The 17,413-nt window shown below is 63.6% G+C and carries 13 protein-coding genes; 11 read left to right on the top strand and 2 right to left on the bottom strand.

Features of this window, described 5'->3' with window-relative positions:
* Positions 1-19 precede the first annotated feature (19 nt).
* The 3 genes from VCJ09_RS20720 (at position 20) to VCJ09_RS20730 (ending at position 4,943) form a co-directional block, all read left to right on the top strand.
* Positions 20-1,105 (top strand): type I restriction endonuclease, encoded by a 1,086-nt coding sequence (locus VCJ09_RS20720; protein ID WP_324731925.1) that lies wholly within the window; start codon positions 20-22, stop codon positions 1,103-1,105.
* A 1,472-nt stretch (positions 1,106-2,577) separates the two neighbouring features.
* Positions 2,578-3,978, top strand: coding sequence for an electron transport complex subunit RsxC (gene rsxC / locus VCJ09_RS20725; protein ID WP_324731926.1), 1,401 nt, complete (start codon positions 2,578-2,580; stop codon positions 3,976-3,978).
* On the top strand, positions 3,975-4,943 hold the full coding sequence (locus VCJ09_RS20730) for an RnfABCDGE type electron transport complex subunit D (protein WP_324731927.1): 969 nt from the start codon (positions 3,975-3,977) through the stop codon (positions 4,941-4,943). Before rsxC ends, VCJ09_RS20730 begins: the two co-directional genes overlap by 4 nt.
* Positions 4,944-5,674: 731 nt before the next feature.
* Here the strand turns inward: VCJ09_RS20730 and VCJ09_RS20735 are convergent.
* Both VCJ09_RS20735 and VCJ09_RS20740 read right to left on the bottom strand, forming a co-directional pair.
* Positions 5,675-7,171 (bottom strand): CoA-acylating methylmalonate-semialdehyde dehydrogenase, encoded by a 1,497-nt coding sequence (locus VCJ09_RS20735; protein WP_324731928.1) that lies wholly within the window; start codon positions 7,169-7,171, stop codon positions 5,675-5,677.
* A gap of 140 nt (positions 7,172-7,311) precedes the next feature.
* Positions 7,312-8,658 carry an aspartate aminotransferase family protein gene (locus tag VCJ09_RS20740; protein ID WP_324731929.1) on the bottom strand — a complete coding sequence of 449 codons (1,347 nt, stop codon included), beginning with the start codon at positions 8,656-8,658 and terminating at the stop codon, positions 7,312-7,314.
* Positions 8,659-8,817: 159 nt separating this feature from the next.
* Here VCJ09_RS20740 and VCJ09_RS20745 point away from each other — a divergent pair, with 159 nt between their 5' ends.
* The 8 genes from VCJ09_RS20745 (at position 8,818) to VCJ09_RS20780 (ending at position 17,347) form a co-directional block, all read left to right on the top strand.
* The gene (locus VCJ09_RS20745; protein WP_079203319.1) at positions 8,818-9,738 is read left to right on the top strand and encodes a LysR family transcriptional regulator; all 921 of its coding nucleotides are present in this window, start codon (positions 8,818-8,820) and stop codon (positions 9,736-9,738) included.
* A gap of 328 nt (positions 9,739-10,066) precedes the next feature.
* On the top strand, positions 10,067-10,990 hold the full coding sequence (locus tag VCJ09_RS20750) for an aldo/keto reductase (protein ID WP_324731930.1): 924 nt from the start codon (positions 10,067-10,069) through the stop codon (positions 10,988-10,990).
* A gap of 210 nt (positions 10,991-11,200) precedes the next feature.
* Entirely contained in the window at positions 11,201-12,514 is a 1,314-nt protein-coding gene (locus tag VCJ09_RS20755; protein WP_324731931.1) for an NTP/NDP exchange transporter, read from the top strand.
* A gap of 238 nt (positions 12,515-12,752) precedes the next feature.
* Positions 12,753-13,421: a TetR/AcrR family transcriptional regulator gene (locus VCJ09_RS20760; protein ID WP_324731932.1), complete on the top strand. Its 669-nt coding sequence runs from the start codon at positions 12,753-12,755 to the stop codon at positions 13,419-13,421.
* On the top strand, positions 13,421-14,005 hold the full coding sequence (locus VCJ09_RS20765) for an IMPACT family protein (RefSeq protein WP_324731933.1): 585 nt from the start codon (positions 13,421-13,423) through the stop codon (positions 14,003-14,005). Before VCJ09_RS20760 ends, VCJ09_RS20765 begins: the two co-directional genes overlap by 1 nt.
* Positions 14,006-14,076: 71 nt before the next feature.
* On the top strand, positions 14,077-14,763 hold the full coding sequence (locus VCJ09_RS20770; RefSeq protein ID WP_324731934.1) for an SDR family oxidoreductase: 687 nt from the start codon (positions 14,077-14,079) through the stop codon (positions 14,761-14,763).
* Between the two features lie 131 nt (positions 14,764-14,894).
* Positions 14,895-16,250, top strand: a complete 1,356-nt coding sequence (locus VCJ09_RS20775) for an 8-oxoguanine deaminase (RefSeq protein WP_324731935.1) — start codon at positions 14,895-14,897, stop codon at positions 16,248-16,250.
* A 149-nt stretch (positions 16,251-16,399) separates the two neighbouring features.
* Positions 16,400-17,347 (top strand): adenosine deaminase, encoded by a 948-nt coding sequence (locus VCJ09_RS20780; RefSeq protein WP_324731936.1) that lies wholly within the window; start codon positions 16,400-16,402, stop codon positions 17,345-17,347.
* Positions 17,348-17,413 lie beyond the last annotated feature (66 nt).

Below are 17,413 nucleotides of genomic sequence, written 5' to 3' on the forward strand. Positions count from 1 at the left end.
ATACAGCAAGGAATTAGACATGGAATTCTTCGAAAAACTTAACAGTCTCTCCGCCAAGATTCGCCAACAGGCTGCAGCGATAAAAACGGAAGAAGCTACAAAAAATGCCTTTGTCATGCCATTCATCAACAGCGTGCTTGGCTACGACGTATTTGATCCTCGAGAAGTAACTCCAGAATTCGTCTGTGACGTAGGGACGAAGAAAGGTGAAAAGATTGACTACGCAATCCTGAAAGATGGCGAAGTTCAAATATTGATCGAATGTAAGAAAATTGGCGAGCCACTGAATGTCAATCACGCCTCCCAACTGTTTCGCTATTTCCATGTAACCAATGCTCGTATCTCCATCCTCACGAACGGCCAAGTCTACAAATTTTTTACTGACCTAGACGCCCCAAACAAGATGGACGAGAAGCCCTTTCTTGAACTGGACTTACTCGATATCGATGAACACGCCGTACCTGAACTAATAAAGCTCACAAAATCGGCTTTCGACGTTGACTCCATCGTCAACTCCGCGGGCGAACTTAAGTATGTCAGCCAAATAAAAAAAGAGATCGCATCCCAGTTCAGCAAACCTGATGATGACTTTGTAAAGTTCTTTGCCTCTCGCGTTTATGACGGAATGATCACGCAAAAAGTGCGTGAGCAATTCGCCGAACTGACCCGAAAGGCTGTTGCTCAATTTTTGAGCGACCAAGTGAACGATCGCTTGAAGTCAGCGATGAGCGGTGCGCTTCAACCCAGCTATAGCGCTGCCGCACCTACAGCAACCGAAGCCTCTGCAGAACAAATCGACGAGCCCGCAGACGACAAAATCATGACCACGCTTGAAGAGCTTGAGGGCTACCATATCGTTAAAGCGATTGTGCGTTCGGTTGTTGACGCGAAGCGAATTATCCAGCGTGACACCCAGAGTTACTTCGGCATTTTGTTGGACGACAATAACCGTAAACCGATTTGCCGCCTGCACTTTAATCGCATGCAAAAGTACATCGGTATCTTTGACCAAGAAAAAACCGAGACCCGCCACCCGATCAACTCACTGGACGAAATCTACGATTTTTCCGACCAGTTGAAAACAACCACCGGCTTTTACTCCTAACTTTTAATTTGACGCGAAATTACTTTGTAGGATGGGTTGAGCGCAGCGATACCCATCAACTTCTTGACCAGCATCCATCCAAACACCCGGTGTTGATCCGCCGCAACTCTATTGGACTTAATTACGTGTTTCGCCCTTACGGCGAGTTACTTTCTCTTTGCTCGCGCTAAAGAGAAAGTAACCAAAGAGAAAGCGCGCCCGGCATACGGGTTTCGCTTCGCTCAACTTCCCTCGCTCCGGCACTGTTCCGAGGGTCGTCACGAAGGGCCATCCCTGGCCCATCGCTCCTCGTTTGGCATCCATGCCAAACGCCCCTCTCCACAGCACCTCCACTCGGCCTCCTGACGGGATCGGGGATCGCGTCGTCTGGGCGATTTGTGGACGGCCACGCCAAAAGCACTTGATCGTACCCACGCTCCGCGTGGGCACGCAGCACCGGACGCTCCGCGTCCTTGCTCGGCGAGAGGCAAAGCAAACCGTGACGCGGAGCGCCACAGGCGGTGTGCCCACGCTGGAGCGTGGGCACAATCAATATCTACGCGGCGGGTTACACCCGCCCTACGAACTGAAGCGTGGGCACAATCGGAAGCAAGCACCGCCCACGCTTCGCGTGGGCGGTGCTTTTGATCTGTTTAGTAATTGGATGAATCTATCTGGCAACGCCAAACGCCCCTTCAGGAGGCCGAACGGAGTCGTTGCGCAAGGGAGCGAGCCGCATGGATGCGGCGAGAGGCGTAAAGGGCCAGGGACGGCCCTTGTACGCCGGCCCCTGGAGCAATGATGGAGTGAGGGAAGTCGAGCGCAGCGAGACCCGGATGGCGGGGCAAGCCTTTTTGGTTACTTTTTTGGCGACTGCAAAAAGTGACTCGCCGTAAGGGCGAAACCATTAATCACATGCAACGCAAAAGCGGCGGGCACATACAAATCCCAAATTGATCGTACCCACGCTCCGCGTCCTTGCTCGGCGAGAGGCGAAGCAAACCGTGACGCGGAGCGCCACAGGCGGTGTGCCCACGCTGGAGCGTGGGCACAATCAGTTCTTCTTTGGGTAACCCTACGCAGAACGATTAGGCGACACCATGCAAGCCCCCCAATGACCCATCGGTAGCCGATGGGTATCGCTGCGCTCAACCGAATCCTACGTGCCATGCAGCTCAGCAGGCGGAATTCCAGCGGTGCAGGCCAATCGCCTGAGCCTTGCAAAACACCACGGGCGAACTCCTCGGCCAAGCTCTGGAAACCCCGCAGCCACTGGCGGCGACGCCTGGCAGTGCTCCTGCTGATCGCCACACTGACCTACCGTTTATCAGCAGAATTGATCAATAAGTGAACAACCCACGCATTGTGCGCTCTGAACCTCACGAGTGATCGAGTGTCCCCCCTCGCTTTTCCCTCAAAGACCCGGAAGCAAAATCCTCTTATGTGCATTAGTGCACGGGGGTGTTTTATGTCCAAAAATTGGAGGACAGATAATGTCTAAGCATTCGCTTCAGAGCGTCGAACGCATGCAGCTCCCCATCCGAGCCCAACGCCAACCGCAACAGAAACCCTTCTGGCGGCGCCTGCTCGCCATTGCCGCGCCCACTCAGCACAGCTGGCGCGGCGGACTCAAGCTCAGAGGCTACAAGCAGTTATCCAACACCACGCCGATTGCCCCAGTCGCGGTCGGCACAATACAGCTGGCGATCCCGCTCCAGCGCGGCCGCCGATGCGCCGAGCCCTGCGTGCAGCCGGGCCAGTACGTGCGCAAGGGCGAGGTGATCGGCATCGGCGATGGCAACACCCCTTGGGTGCATGCCAGCACCTCCGGCATCGTGGAGCAGGTCGGCCTCGCCTTCGCCGCCGACTCAGCCGAGCCGGTTATGGCCGTTATTCTGAACGCCGATAGTCTGGATGAGTGGATCGAACGCCCCGTGCTGGGGCTACCCCACACGTCCGAGGCGCTGGTCGAACGGGCGCTGCAGATGGGCATCGTTGGGCTGGGTGGCGCGGGTTTCCCGACCGCCCTCAAGCTGGCCGGCGCCCAGCAGCCCGACCTGCTGCTGATCAACGGCGCCGAATGTGAACCCTTCCTGACCTGCGATGACCGTCTCATGCGCGAACGCGCCGAGGCGCTAATCGAGACTGCCGACTACCTCGCCACCCTGCTGGGAATAACCCAGACCCGCTTCGGTATCGAAACCAACAAACCTGAGGCGATGGCCTCGTTGCGTGCCGCCGCCCGCCAGGCGCGTACCCACGTCGAGATCTGTCCGTTACCGGCGCGTTACCCGGCAGGCGGCCAACCGCTGATGATCAAGAGCCTGAGCGGTCGTAACCTGGCGCCGGGTGCCCGGCCGGCTGAGATCGGCGTGCTGGCGCTGAATGTCGCCACGCTTTACGCACTGGGCCGCGCGGTGTTCCACGCCGAGCCGCTGATATCACGGGTGTTGACGCTGACCGGGGGCTGTGAGCACCCCGGGAATGTCGAAGTGCCGCTTGGTTATCCGGTCAGCGCACTGCGCGAGATTGCCGGTGCCGATCCCGCGGGGCGTCTGACCCAGGTCGGCGGCCCGATGATGGGACTGCCACTACCGGACCCCAGCGCAGTCATCAGCAAGACCAGCAGCTGCCTGATATTTGGTGCCGAGCGCTACCTGCCGGCAGCCGAACCTGCGAGCAGTTGCATCCGCTGTACCCGCTGCGTAGATGTCTGCCCGATCTCGCTGAGACCCTTGGATCTCTACTCCGCGGCTGAGCGCACTGACCACGCGACATTGCAGACACTGCAGCTGGACGCCTGCATCGAGTGCGGCAGCTGCAGCAGCGTCTGCCCGAGCAATCTGCCGCTGCGCGAGCGCTTTCGCCAGAGCAAGGCGGAGCTGCGCAAATGAGCCTGATACTCCGCCCTACCCCGCACCGCCTCAGGACGCTGATGCTGCTGGTCAGCCTGTGCCTGCTGCCGGGCACCGCCCTGTATGCCTGGCAATTCGGCATCGTGGTCTGGCTGCAGGCCTTCTGGTGCGTGCTGCTGGCCTTGGGCTTCGAAGCTGCTGTGCTGCGCCTGCGCGGGTCTGATGTGCGGGCGGGGCTGGGCAACCTGAGCTGGCTGGTATTAGGCCTGATTCTGGCTCGGGCACTGCCGCTGCTGGTGCCGCTATGGATGATCGCGCTGGCCAGCTTTGCCGCCGTCGTACTGTGTAAATACGGCAGTGGCGGCCTTGGCCGCAACCGCCTCAACCCCGCCATGGTTGGCCTGGGCATCATCGCCCTGTGTTTCTACCAACTGCTGTACCCCGCGCCATCGAACCTGGCCCCCTGGACCTTCACCCTGGACGCTAAAGAGGTTCTGCTGCAGCAGTTGCAACTGGCGCCACGCCTCAGCCTCGATGCATTCGCTGGTGCCACCCAACTGGCCCTGGGAGAGTTCACCCCAACCACCCCCAATTTGTCGGGGGTCGGCTATATAGCCGGCGGCTTACTGCTGGGCATCTTGAAGGTGATCCGCATCGAGATTCCGCTGGCGATGCTCGCCAGCACCATAGCGCTGTGCCTGGCAGCCGGCCATAGCCCACAGGAAAGCCTGTACAGCCTCAGCCTCGGCGGCTATCTGTTCACCGCTTTTTTCATTGCCACCGATCCGGTCACCAGTCCCGATACGCCTGCCGGCCGCATCCTGTTCGGCGTGACCATTGGTGCGTTGACCGAGCTGATTCGCGAATTCGGGCTGTATGCCGATGGTCTCTGCTTCGCCGTGCTCGCCGCCAATCTGCTGGCGCCGCAGATCGATCGCCTGGTGCTGAGCGTACAACGCTCCTGGAACAGCGAACGACCTGCACTACAACCACAGATGGCATAACAGGGGCTGGCGGTAGATGCGCGGGTTAGTTCGCGCGGCATGCGCCGGCCGTTGAAAACGGCTATGTCCCCGATAGGTGTTGTATCACCAGGCGCGAATTGCCTGCGGTCCGTAGGCTCGGGACGAGCTTTCGCTATATCCGCGAAACGATCAGCAGGCAGCCCTGCGGGCTGCATTCGCCGCGGGGTCGCGCCTCCTACAAGAGATCGCGCATACAACACGTAACGGGGACATAGCCGTTGAAAAACCATGCGCTCGCTATGCGGCCTTGCACCATCGCGAAGCGGAGTAACCGCCGAAGGCGGGTCCGCAGGCTGCACGAAGCGAGCCCTCCAGCCTCAGCGAGTCGCTTGCGGCTGAACGCCTTGGAGCGCGCCCCGAGGGCAGAGCGAAGTGAATCCAATACTCATGTACCGCTCGTGCACGACGCGTGTTCGGCTGATTTCAGCTTAACCAGGCGTCCCCGCCTCGCCTTCGCGCGCAACACTGTGCAACGGCCTGTCAGGCATATGGCTCCTGCCACGGTTTTCGAGGCGAAATCGTTCCGCGGGGTAAGGCTGCGCCACACCCACTATCCGCTATGTGAAACGGCGCCAGGGTAGGCAGTGCGCCTGGCGAGTTGACTCTCGTCGCCGGCCCTAAGGATGGGTTGAGCGCAGCGATGCCCAGCGTTTACGCAGAAAAAAGGCCAGTCTCTCGACTGGCCTTTTTGTGTAGCGCCCTAGCCGCTGTTAACCATTGCTGGGAAAGGCAAACTGCGCGGCTTCATGCGAGGCGCGCTGCGGCCAGCGCTGGGTGATGGCCTTCTTGCGAGTGTAGAAGCGCACACCGTCCGGACCGTAGGCATGCAAATCGCCGAACAGCGAACGCTTCCAGCCGCCGAAGCTGTGGTAGGCCACCGGCACCGGCAAGGGCACGTTGACGCCGACCATGCCGACTTCGATCTCGTCGCAGAACAGCCGCGCCGACTCGCCGTCGCGGGTGAAGATGCAGGTGCCGTTGCCGTATTCGTGGTCGTTGATCAGCTGCATGGCGTCTTCCAGGCTGCCCACGCGGACGATGCACAGCACCGGACCGAAGATCTCGTCGGTGTAGATGCTCATCTCCGAGGTGACCTTGTCGAACAGGCTGCCGCCGAGGAAGTAGCCGTTCTCGTTGCCGCTGACACTCAGGCCACGGCCGTCGACCACCAGCTCGGCACCGGCGGCGACGCCAGCGTCGATGTAGCCTGTGACCTTGTCGCGGGCGGCGCTGGTGACCAGCGGGCCCATATCGAGGCCGCAGGAGGTGCCGGCGCCGATCTTCAGTTCGTGAATCTGCGGGGTAATCTTCTGCACCAGGGCATCGGCGATCTGGTCACCCACGCACACGGCGACCGAGATGGCCATGCAGCGCTCGCCGCAGGAACCGTAGGCCGCGCCCATCAGGGCGCTGACGGCGTTGTCCAGATCCGCGTCGGGCATCAGTACCGCGTGGTTCTTCGCTCCGCCGAGGGCCTGCACGCGCTTGCCGCGCTTGGTGCCTTCGCTGTAGATGTATTCGGCGATCGGGGTCGAACCGACGAAGCTCAGGGCCTTGACTTCCGGGGCTTCGATCAGCGCGTCGACCGCTTCCTTGTCGCCGTGCACCACGTTCATCACGCCATTCGGCAGGCCGGCTTCGATCAGCAGGGCGGCGATGTACAGGGTCGAGCTGGGGTCACGCTCGGACGGCTTGAGGATGAAGCAGTTGCCGCAGACGATGGCCAGCGGGTACATCCACAACGGCACCATGGCCGGGAAGTTGAACGGAGTAATCCCCGCCACCACGCCGATCGGCTGCATGTCGCTCCAGGCGTCGATATTGGGGCCGACGTTGCGGCTGTACTCACCCTTGAGTATTTCCGGGGCGGCGCAGGCGAACTCGACGTTTTCGATGCCGCGCTTGAGTTCGCCGGTGGCGTCCTCGATGGTCTTGCCGTGTTCTTCGCTGATCAGCTTGGCGATCGCGGCTTCGTGCTGCTCGAGCAGGTGCTTGAAGCGGAACATCACCTGGGCGCGCTTGGCCGGCGGGGTCTTGCGCCAGGCCGGGAAGGCGGCCTTAGCGGCGTCGATGGCCTGCTGGATGGTCGCGCGGTCGGCCAGGGCGACCTGGTGGATCACCTCGCCGGTGGAGGGGTTGAATACGTCGGCGTGACGGCCGGTGCCGGCAACGCGCTCGCCGTTGATCAGGTGCGGGATATGGCTCATGAAAATCTCCGTGATCGAATTCTGTAGGGTGGATGAAGGTAGCGGCATCCAGCCAAATAGTTGTGCTGTTGTAGGAGCGGGCCGCGCCCGCGATTCGCGGTGTTCGCGGGCATGGCCCGCTCCTATAGGTTGTCGTTGCTTCAGTCCAGCGTGTTCAGGGTCTCGCCAACCGCATTGAATACGCGGTCGAGGTCTTCCATCTTGGCGTTGAAGGTGGGTCCGAACTGCAGGGAGTCACCGCCGAAGCGCACGTAGAAACCGGCCTTCCACAGGGCCATGCCGGCCTCGAATGGACGGATAATCGCATCGCCGTCACGCGGAGCGATCTGGATCGCGCCGGCCAGGCCGCAGTTGCGGATGTCGAGGACGTGCTTGCTGCCTTTCAGGCCATGCAGGGCACTTTCGAACTGCGGCGCCAGCTCGGCGGCTTGCTGCACCAGGCTCTCGCGCTTGAGCAGTTCCAGCGAGGCCAGGCCGGCGGCGCAGGCCACCGGGTGGGCGGAATAGGTGTAGCCGTGGGTGAACTCGACCATGTGCTCGGGCGTAGCCTGCTGCATAAAGGTGTTGTAGATCTCGCTGGAGGCGATGACCGCGCCCAAGGGGATCGCACCGTTGGTGATCTGCTTGGCGGTGTTCATGATGTCCGGGGTGACGCCGAAGTACTCGGCGCCGCTCCATTTGCCCATGCGCCCGAATGCGGTGATCACTTCATCGAAGATCAGCAGGATGTTGTGCTGCGTGCAGATCTCGCGCAGTCGCGGCAGGTAGCCCACCGGCGGCACTATGACCCCGGCCGAGCCGGACATCGGCTCGACTATCACCGCGGCGATGTTCGAGGCGTCGTGCAACTCGATCAGCTTGAGCAGCTCGTTGGCCAGCTCGACGCCGCCGGTCGCAGCCATGCCCTTGGTGTACTCCAGACCCGCCTGCAGGGTGTGCGGCAGGTGGTCGACGTCCATGAACTGGCCGTACATCTTGCGGTTGCCACCCATGCCACCGAGGCTGGTGCCGGCGATATTGACGCCGTGGTAGCCACGGGCGCGGCCGATGAACTTGGTCTTGGCCGGTTGGCCCTTGAGGCGCCAGTAGGCCTTGGCCATCTTCACCGAGGTGTCGGCACACTCGGAACCGGAACTGGTGAAGAACACATGGTTCAAGCCATCCGGGACCAGCTCGACCAGTTGCTCGGCCAACTGGAAGGCCAAAGGATGGCCGTATTGGAAGCCCGGCGAGTAGTCGAGGGTGCCGAGCTGCTTGGCCACCGCCTCCTGGATTTCCTTGCGCGAATGACCGGCGCCACAGGTCCACAGGCCGGACAGGCTGTCGTAGACCTTGCGCCCGCTCTCGTCGGTCAGCCAGCTGCCTTCGGCGGCGACGATAAAGCGCGGGTCGCGCTGAAAGTTGCGATTGGCGGTAAACGGCATCCAGTGCGCATCCAGCTTGAGCTGGCTGGCCAATGGCGGGGTGGCGGTCTGCGGCATGTTCATCGGGTGGCCTCGCGTATGGGCAACTTGATTATTTTTGTGGGAGGGGCCGCACGGCCCCTCCCACTAAGCAAAAGCGAATCTGTTGCCAGACAAGGTGCCACGGGCATACAGTCAGTAAAAGCACACTCTTCTTATCTTTAGTTAAGCGATGGCTAAACAATGAGCACACGCCGCCCCGATCCCCTGGCCCAGGTCAGCGACTTCGATATTCGCCTGCTCAAGCTGTTTCGCAGCGTGGCGGAATGCGGCGGCTTTTCCGCCGCCGAGAGCGTGCTGGGGATTGGCCGCTCGGCAATCAGCCAGCAGATGAGCGACCTCGAACAGCGCCTCGGCTTGCGCCTGTGCCAGCGCGGTCGCGCGGGGTTCGCCCTGACCGAGGAAGGCCGCGAGGTGTACCAGTCGACCCAGCAACTGCTGGCGGCGCTGGAGAGCTTTCGCACCGAGGTCAACGGCCTGCATCAGCACCTGCGCGGCGAGCTGAATATCGGCCTGACCGACAACCTGGTGACGGTGCCGCATATGCGCATCACCAACGCCCTGGCGCGCCTCAAGGAACGCGGCCCGGACGTGCGCATCCATATCCGCATGACCCCGCCGAGCGAGGTCGAGCAAGGCGTGCTCGACGGCCGCCTGCATATCGGCGTGGTGCCCCAGGCCGGCGCACTGTCCGGGCTGGACTACCAGGCGCTGTACGACGAGCGCTCGCTGCTCTACTGCGCGGTCGGCCATCCGCTGTTCTATGTCGACGACCAGCAGCTTGAGGATCAGCGCTTGAATGCCCAGGACGCCATCGCGCCGACCTTCCGCCTGCCGCCCGACGTGCAGAGCCACTACCAGGCACTCAACTGCACCGCCAGCGCCTCGGACCGCGAGGGCATGGCCTTCCTGATCCTCACCGGCCGTTTCATCGGCTACCTGCCCGACCACTACGCAGCCGCCTGGGTCCAGCAGGGCCGCCTGCGCGCACTGAAAGCGGACTCGCGCTTTTATGACGTCAACCTGGCCGCCGTCACCCGCAAGGGCCGCCGGCCGCACCTGGTGCTGGAGAGCTTTCTCGAGGCGCTGGAAGCGAGCGGCTGAACGACGGCGCCATAGGATTGCGCCGCTCGGGTCGTAGGGCGGTCCGGGCGGCGATCCGATCGGAGCGTAGCGACAGCCCGCCAGCTTTTGTGCCGCGCCGATGAATCAATGGTGCATTGCCTGCGGGTAGGGCGGCTCGGGCGGCGCTCCGCTCGGAGCGCAGCGACAGCCCGCCAGCTTTTGTGCCGCGTCAGGCGGCCAATGGTGCACTGCCCACGGCGCCTCGGAACATCGACACACCAGGTAACAACTGGGCGGGCGCAGGTGGCGCGCGGGGCGGTCACACAACTATGCTCGATACCCACGCGGTGCCACCACGGAGGATGCCATGCCTAACCGTCGCCACTTCATTCAGCGCAGCGCCGCCCTGCTCAGCCTTATTGCCGCCGCGCCCTGGCTGGCGCGCAGTGCCTTCGCCCTGACCCCCGAGCAACTGCTGCAGCGGCAGATTCCCGGCAGCGACGAACGCCTGCCGGTCATCGGCCTGGGCACCTCACGCACCTTCGATGTCAGCCTCGACGATGCCAGCCTCAACCCCCTGGACGAGGTGATGCGTACCTTTATCAACGGCGGCGGCAGCCTGATCGACAGCGCGCCCAGCTATGGCAACGCCGAGGCCGTCAGCGGCGAACTGCTCAGGCGGACCAATACCCAGGACAAGGCGTTTCTCGCGACCAAGGTGTCCGCCAACGGCCGCGAGCGCGGCCTGGCCCAGGTCGCGGCCAGCCTGCGCGCCCTGCAAACCGACACGCTCGATTTGCTCCAGGTGCACAACCTGCAGGACACCCGCACCCAACTGGCCCTGCTGCGCGAGCTGAAGGAGCAGGGCAAGGTGCGCTACATCGGCATCACCCATTACCGCGAAGCGGCCCACGCCGACCTGCTCGAGGTGCTGGCGAAGGAGCCGGTAGATTTCGTCCAGTTCAATTATTCGGTGGCCGAGCGCAACGCCGAGAAGCGTCTGCTGCCTTACTGCGCCGACCGCGGTATCGCCACCCTGATCAACCGGCCGTTCCAGCGCGGCCAGTTGTTCCGCCGGGTCGAGGGCAAGCCGCTGCCGGATTGGGCGATCGAGGTCGACGCCACCTCCTGGGCGCAGCTACTGCTCAAGTTCATCCTCGCCAACCCGGCGGTGACCGTGGTGATCCCGGCCACCTCCAAGGTGCGTTATATGACCGACAACCTGCTGGCCGGCCAGGGTCGCCTGCCGGATGCGGCGCTGCGCGAGCGGATCGTTCGCGCGTTCAGCTGAGGCGTGCATGGCGAAGCCTGCGGCGGGCTCATCGGCGGGCAAGCCTGGTGGCATCTCCGCCCTACGTTTGCGCGTGCCTTTGTAGGGATTTTCGCCGCGATGCTTGGGCTGTGCGTTGAAAAAATCGCGGCTAAAGCCCCTCCCACGAGATAGATGTCCTCCCGTGCAGGCGTGGCCCAAGCCGTTCACTCCGCGCCGAAGGAACGATCAATGAGCCCAACCCAGCGCCTGAGCAAGGCGATCAACGCCAAACCGGCCGAACTGCTCGCCGCGCTGGGTGGCTTCGGCCTGTTCTTCTGCCTGTTCAGTGGCTATTTCATGCTACGGCCGATCCGCGAAGCGATGGGCATTCGCGGCGGGGTGGAGAACCTGCAGTGGCTGTTCAGCGCGACTTTCCTGGTCATGTTGGCCGCCGTACCGCTGTTCGCCTGGCTCAATTCACGGGTGCCGCGGGCGCGCTATATCGACTGGGTGTACGGCTTCTTCATCGTCAACCTGCTGGCCTTCGCCGCGCTGTTCCAACAGGTCGGCGACGATATCTGGGCGGCGCGGCTGTTCTACGTGTGGATCTCGGTCTACAACCTGTTCGTGGTCTCGGTGGCCTGGAGCCTGATGGCCGATGTCTTCGATGTGGCCCAGGCCAAGCGCTTGTTCGCCTTTATCGCCGCCGGCGCCAGCTGCGGCGGTCTGGCCGGGCCGGCTCTCGGCGCCCTGCTGGTCGGTGCCATCGGCCAGAGCGGCCTGATCCTCTGCGCCGCCCTGCTGCTCGGCGGCGCCGTGCTGGCCAAGCACTACCTGATGGCCTGGCGCGCCCAGGGCGGTGCCGGCCGCCCCGGCGCAGCGCCCAGCGAGAACCCGCGCGAGCCGGTGACGGGCAACCCGTTCAGCGGCATGACCCGAGTGCTGGCCTCGCCCTACCTGCTGGGCATCAGTGCCTTCGTCATCCTCCTGGCGACAGCGAGCACCTTCCTCTACTTCGAACAGGCGCGCCTGGTGGCGCTGACCTTCCCGGAGCGCAACCAGCAGATCCGCGTGTTCGGCCTGATCGACTTCAGCGTGCAGGCGCTGTCGCTGTTGGCCCAGCTGTTCATCACCGGGCGAGTGGCGGAGAAATTCGGCCTGCGCGTGCTGCTGGCCGGGGTGCCGCTGCTGGTCTTCCTGGGCTTTCTCGGCCTGGCCCTGGCACCGACCTTCGCCATGCTCGCGGCGCTGATGATCGTGCGCCGGGTCGGCGAGTACGCCTTCGTCCGCCCCGGCCGGGAAATGCTCTTCGCCCCGCTCGATGCGCAGGCCAAGTACAAGGCCAAGAACTTCATCGACACCGTGGTCTACCGGGGTGGCGACGCCGTCAGCGCCTGGGCCAAGGCACTGCTCGACCTGCTCAGCCAAGGCGCGTTACTCGCCGCCCTGGTCGGCGCTGCCTGCGCCGCCGTCTGGGGCGCGCTGGGCTGGTACCTGGGCGGAAAGCAGAGCGCGCAGCAAGCCCAGACAGGGCTTCGCTCCCGCGGCCGGCCACCCCTGTAGCCCGGATGCAATCCGGGAACGATTGGTAGCAGTCAGATTTCCCCGGATTGCATCCGGGCTACCAAGACACACTGCCAGACCCGAGAACACCTCGCCACGTCACCTATACGCACAACCCTGGTGCATCGCCTGGACTGGAGAGCACCCCCAGCGGTTTTTCTGCGCCTTGCGCTTGTCACCTCGGCGACAGTGGGTTATCAGTGCAGTCGTTGAACACCTGACCACCGTGGAACCGCCCATGACCGTTGAAGTCCCCGCGCACAGCGCCCATGCCGCCGGCAGACCGGCCGGGCGCATCCGCCAGAAGAACGAAGAAGCGATCCTTGCCGCCGCCGAGGAAGAATTCGCCCGTCACGGTTTCAAGGGCACCAGCATGAACACCATCGCGCAGACCGTCGGCCTGCCGAAAGCCAACCTGCACTACTACTTCAGCAACAAGCTGGGCCTGTACCTGGCAGTGCTGAGCAACATCCTCGAACTCTGGGACAGCACCTTCAACAGCCTGAGCGTCGACGACGATCCGGCCGAGGCCCTGGCCCGTTACATCCGCGCCAAGCTGGAATTTTCGCGGCGCTACCCCAAAGCCTCGCGCATCTTCGCCATCGAGGTGATCAGCGGCGGCGAGTGCCTGTCGGAGTACTTCAACCAGGACTATCAGAGCTGGTTCCGCGGCCGCGCCGCCGTGTTCGAGGCCTGGATCGCCGCCGGCAAGATGGACCCGGTCGACCCGGTGCACCTGATCTTCCTGCTGTGGGGCAGCACCCAGCACTACGCCGACTTCGCCTCGCAGATCTGCCGGGTCACCGGCCGCGCGCGCCTGAGCAAACAGGATTTCGAAGTGGCCAGCGACAACCTGGTGCGCATCATCCTCAAGGGCTGCGGCCTGACCCCGCCCGCCACAACCTGATGCCCTACACCCTGCTCGGCCCTTGCGACTACCGCGAGGAGATCCGCAAGAGCCGTTTCCTCGCCCTCGCCGCGCCGGTGGCCAGCGCGGCCGAGGCGCAGGCGTTTATCGCCCGCGTCAGCGACCCCGGCGCCTCGCACAACTGCTGGGCCTGGAAGGTCGGCCAGCAGTACCGTTTCAGCGACGACGGCGAACCCGGCGGCACCGCTGGGCGGCCGATCCTCGCCGCCATCGACAGCCAGGATTGCGACCAGGTCGCGGTGCTGGTGATCCGCTGGTACGGCGGCATCCAGCTCGGCACCGGCGGTCTGGCCCGCGCCTACGGCGGCAGCGCCAACAAGTGTTTGCAGGGCGGCCAACGCCGCGAACTGGTAACCCGCACGCGCTGCGCCTGCCACTGCGGCTTCGCCGAACTGGCGTTGCTCAAGGCGCGCCTGAGCGAACTGGACGCGGTACTGGACAGCGAGACCTTCGATGCCAGTGGCGCCGTACTGCACCTGGCGGTGCCCGAAGCGCGTTTCGCCGAACTGCAGCGACTGCTGGCCGATATCAGCCGCGGACGGAGCACGCTGCACCGGCTGTAAGCGAATCTGCCAAACCAAATCGACGGGCCTCAGCAGCCCGGCCCAACCTGTAACTCCCTGGAGCAAAGCTCATGACCTCGACTCGCACCGCTCTGATCATCGGCGCCTCCCGTGGCCTCGGCCTCGGCCTGGTCAAGCAGCTGCAAGCCGATGGTTGGAAGGTCATCGCCACGGTGCGCGACCGGCAACGCGCCGAAGCATTGCAGGCCTTGTCGGGCGTGCGCATCGAGACGCTGGACATTGACGACGGCGCCGCGCTGGAGACCTTGGCCGGGCGCCTGCAGGGCGTGGTTTTCGACCTCCTGCTGATTAATGCCGGCATCCTCGGCCCGGCGCACCAGTCGGCCGGCGCGGCCACGGCCGCCGAACTCGGCCAGCTGTTCATGACCAACGCCGTCGCGCCGATTCGCCTGGCCGAACGCCTGATCGAGCAGATCCACCCGGCTAGCGGTGTGCTGGCATTCATGAGTTCGGTACTCGGCAGCGTGGCCAATCCAGAGGGCGCCGAGTTGGCGCTGTACAAGGCGAGCAAGGCCGCCCTCAACTCGCTGACCAACAGCCTGGTCTGCAGCCTGGCCGAACCGCGCCCGACGGTATTATCGCTGCACCCGGGCTGGGTCAAGACCGAGATGGGCGGGGCCGGCGCCAGCCTGGAGATAGCCACCAGCTGCCGCGGCCTGGTGACGCAAATCGAGCGGCATGCCGGACGCGGCGGCCATCACTTCGTCGACTACCTGGGACAGACCATCCCCTGGTGAAACGCACCACCGGTTGATCCTGACCACCAGGACAGGTATCTTCACAGGCACGCCGTTCGGCGCACCTGGATCAGCAGACAGGGTCAACACTGAGCTGGCTAACCTGAACTCACCCTCAGAGGAGCCTGCTCATGGCAGCTACCCGTATCTGGATCAAGAACCCCCTGGCCGTCTTCACCGCCAACCAGCTCGACGCCACTGGCGGCCTGGTAATCGACAATGGCCTGATCAGCGAATTGCTCGGCGCCGGCCAGCAACCTTCACGTCCCTGCGATCAGGTGTTCGACGCCCGCGAGCATGTGCTGCTGCCGGGGCTGATCAACACCCATCATCACTTCTACCAGACCCTCACCCGCGCCTGGGCGCCGGTGGTCAACCAGCCGCTGTTCCCCTGGCTGCAGACCCTCTATCCGGTATGGGCGCGGCTGACCCCGGAAAAGCTCGCGCTGGCCAGCAAAGTGGCCCTGGCCGAACTGCTGTTGTCCGGTTGCAGCACCGCGGCGGACCATCATTACCTGTTTCCGGACGGTCTGGAGCACGCCATCGACGTGCAGGTCGAGGCGGTACGCGAGCTGGGCATGCGCGCCATGCTCACTCGGGGTTCGATGAGCCTGGGCGAGGCCGACGGCGGCCTGCCGCCGCAGCAGACGGTGCAGCAGGGCGAGGTGATCCTGGCCGACAGCCAGCGCCTGATTCGCCAATACCATGAGCGCGCGGCGGGTGCGCAGATCCAGATCGCCCTGGCGCCCTGCTCGCCGTTCTCGGTGACGCCAGAGATCATGCGCCAGAGCGCCGAACTGGCCGAGGAACTGGACGTGCGCCTGCACACCCACCTGGCGGAAACCCTGGACGAGGAGGACTTCTGCCTGCAGCGCTTCGGCCTGCGCACCGTAGATTATCTGCACAGCGTCGGCTGGCTCGGCCCGCGCACCTGGCTGGCCCACGGCATCCACTTCAACCCGGACGAGATCGCCCGCCTCGGCGCGGCCGGCACCGGCATCAGCCACTGCCCGAGCTCGAATATGCGCCTGGCCTCGGGCATCTGCCCGACCCTCGACCTGCAGGCGGCCGGCGCACCGATCGGCCTGGGCGTGGACGGCTCGGCCTCCAACGACGCCTCCAACATGATCCTCGAGACGCGTCAGGCCCTATACCTGCAACGCCTGCGCTACGGCGCCGAAAAGATCACCCCGCAGCTGGTGCTGGGCTGGGCCACGCAAGGCTCGGCACGCCTGCTCGGGCGCACGGATATCGGCGAACTGGCGGTCGGCAAGCAGGCCGACCTGGCGCTGTTCAAGCTCGATGAGCTGCGTTTCTCCGGCAGCCACGACCCGCTCTCGGCCCTGCTGCTGTGCGGCGCCGACAGCGCCGACCGGATGATGATCGGCGGTCAGTGGCGGGTGATCGACGGACAGATCGAAGGCCTGGACGTGGCGCAATTGATCGCCGATCACCGTCAGGCAGCCAGGGAGTTGATTGCCGGGTAGCGACTGCCGTCGCGCGCCTTGCGCATACACATAAGATCTACTCAGCGCTGTAGGGCGGGTGCAACCCGCCAGCATGACAAGTTGGCGGGTTGCACCCGCCCTACGGGGTTAAACTCACTACCGACCCCGCCCAATAGCGAGACCTCATCATGTACGACTGGCTCAACGCCCTGCCCAAGGCCGAACTGCACCTGCACCTGGAGGGTTCACTGGAGCCCGAACTGCTGTTCGCCCTGGCCGCGCGCAACAAGATCAAACTGCCCTGGAACGACGTCGAGGCGCTGCGTGGCGCCTATGCCTTCAACAATCTGCAGGAGTTCCTCGACCTGTATTACCAGGGCGCCGACGTGTTGCGCACGGAGCAGGATTTCTACGACCTGACCTGGGCCTACCTGCTCAAGTGCAAGGCGCAGAACGTCATTCACACCGAGCCGTGCTTCGATCCGCAGACCCACACCGACCGCGGCATCCCCTTCGAAGTGGTGCTGCGCGGGATCAAGCAGGCACTGGTCGATGGCGAGCAACAGCTTGGAATTACTCACGGTTTGATCCTCAGCTTCCTGCGTCACCTGTCCGAGGAAGAAGCGTTCAACACCCTGCAGCAGGCCATGCCGTTTCGCGATACCTTTATCGCCGTCGGCCTCGACAGTTCGGAGCTGGGCCACCCGCCGAGCAAGTTCCAGCGGGTGTTCGCCAAGGCCCGCAGCGAAGGCTATCTGACCGTCGCCCACGCCGGCGAGGAAGGCCCGCCCGAGTACATCTGGCAGGCGCTGGATCTGCTGAAGATCGAGCGCATCGACCACGGCGTGCGCGCCATCGAGGACGAGCGGCTGATGCAGCGGATCATCGACGAGCAGATTCCGCTGACCGTCTGCCCGCTGTCGAATACCAAGCTGCGAGTGTTCGACGACATGCGCCAGCACAACATCCTCGAGATGCTCGAGCGTGGGGTCAAGGTCACGGTCAACTCGGACGATCCGGCCTACTTCGGTGGCTACGTCAACGAGAACTTCGCCGCCCTGCACGACAGCCTGGGCATGACCCAAGAGCAAGCCCAACGCCTGGCGCAGAACAGCCTGGAGGCACGATTAAGCTGAGCACCCTGAAGTTTGCGCGCCCGGCGCCGACACAGAAGGTGTAACTTGATCAGATGACCGAAAAAT

Origin of the sequence: Pseudomonas paeninsulae (genome assembly GCF_035621475.1) — a bacterium.
Classification (GTDB): Bacteria; Pseudomonadota; Gammaproteobacteria; order Pseudomonadales; family Pseudomonadaceae; genus Aquipseudomonas; species Aquipseudomonas paeninsulae.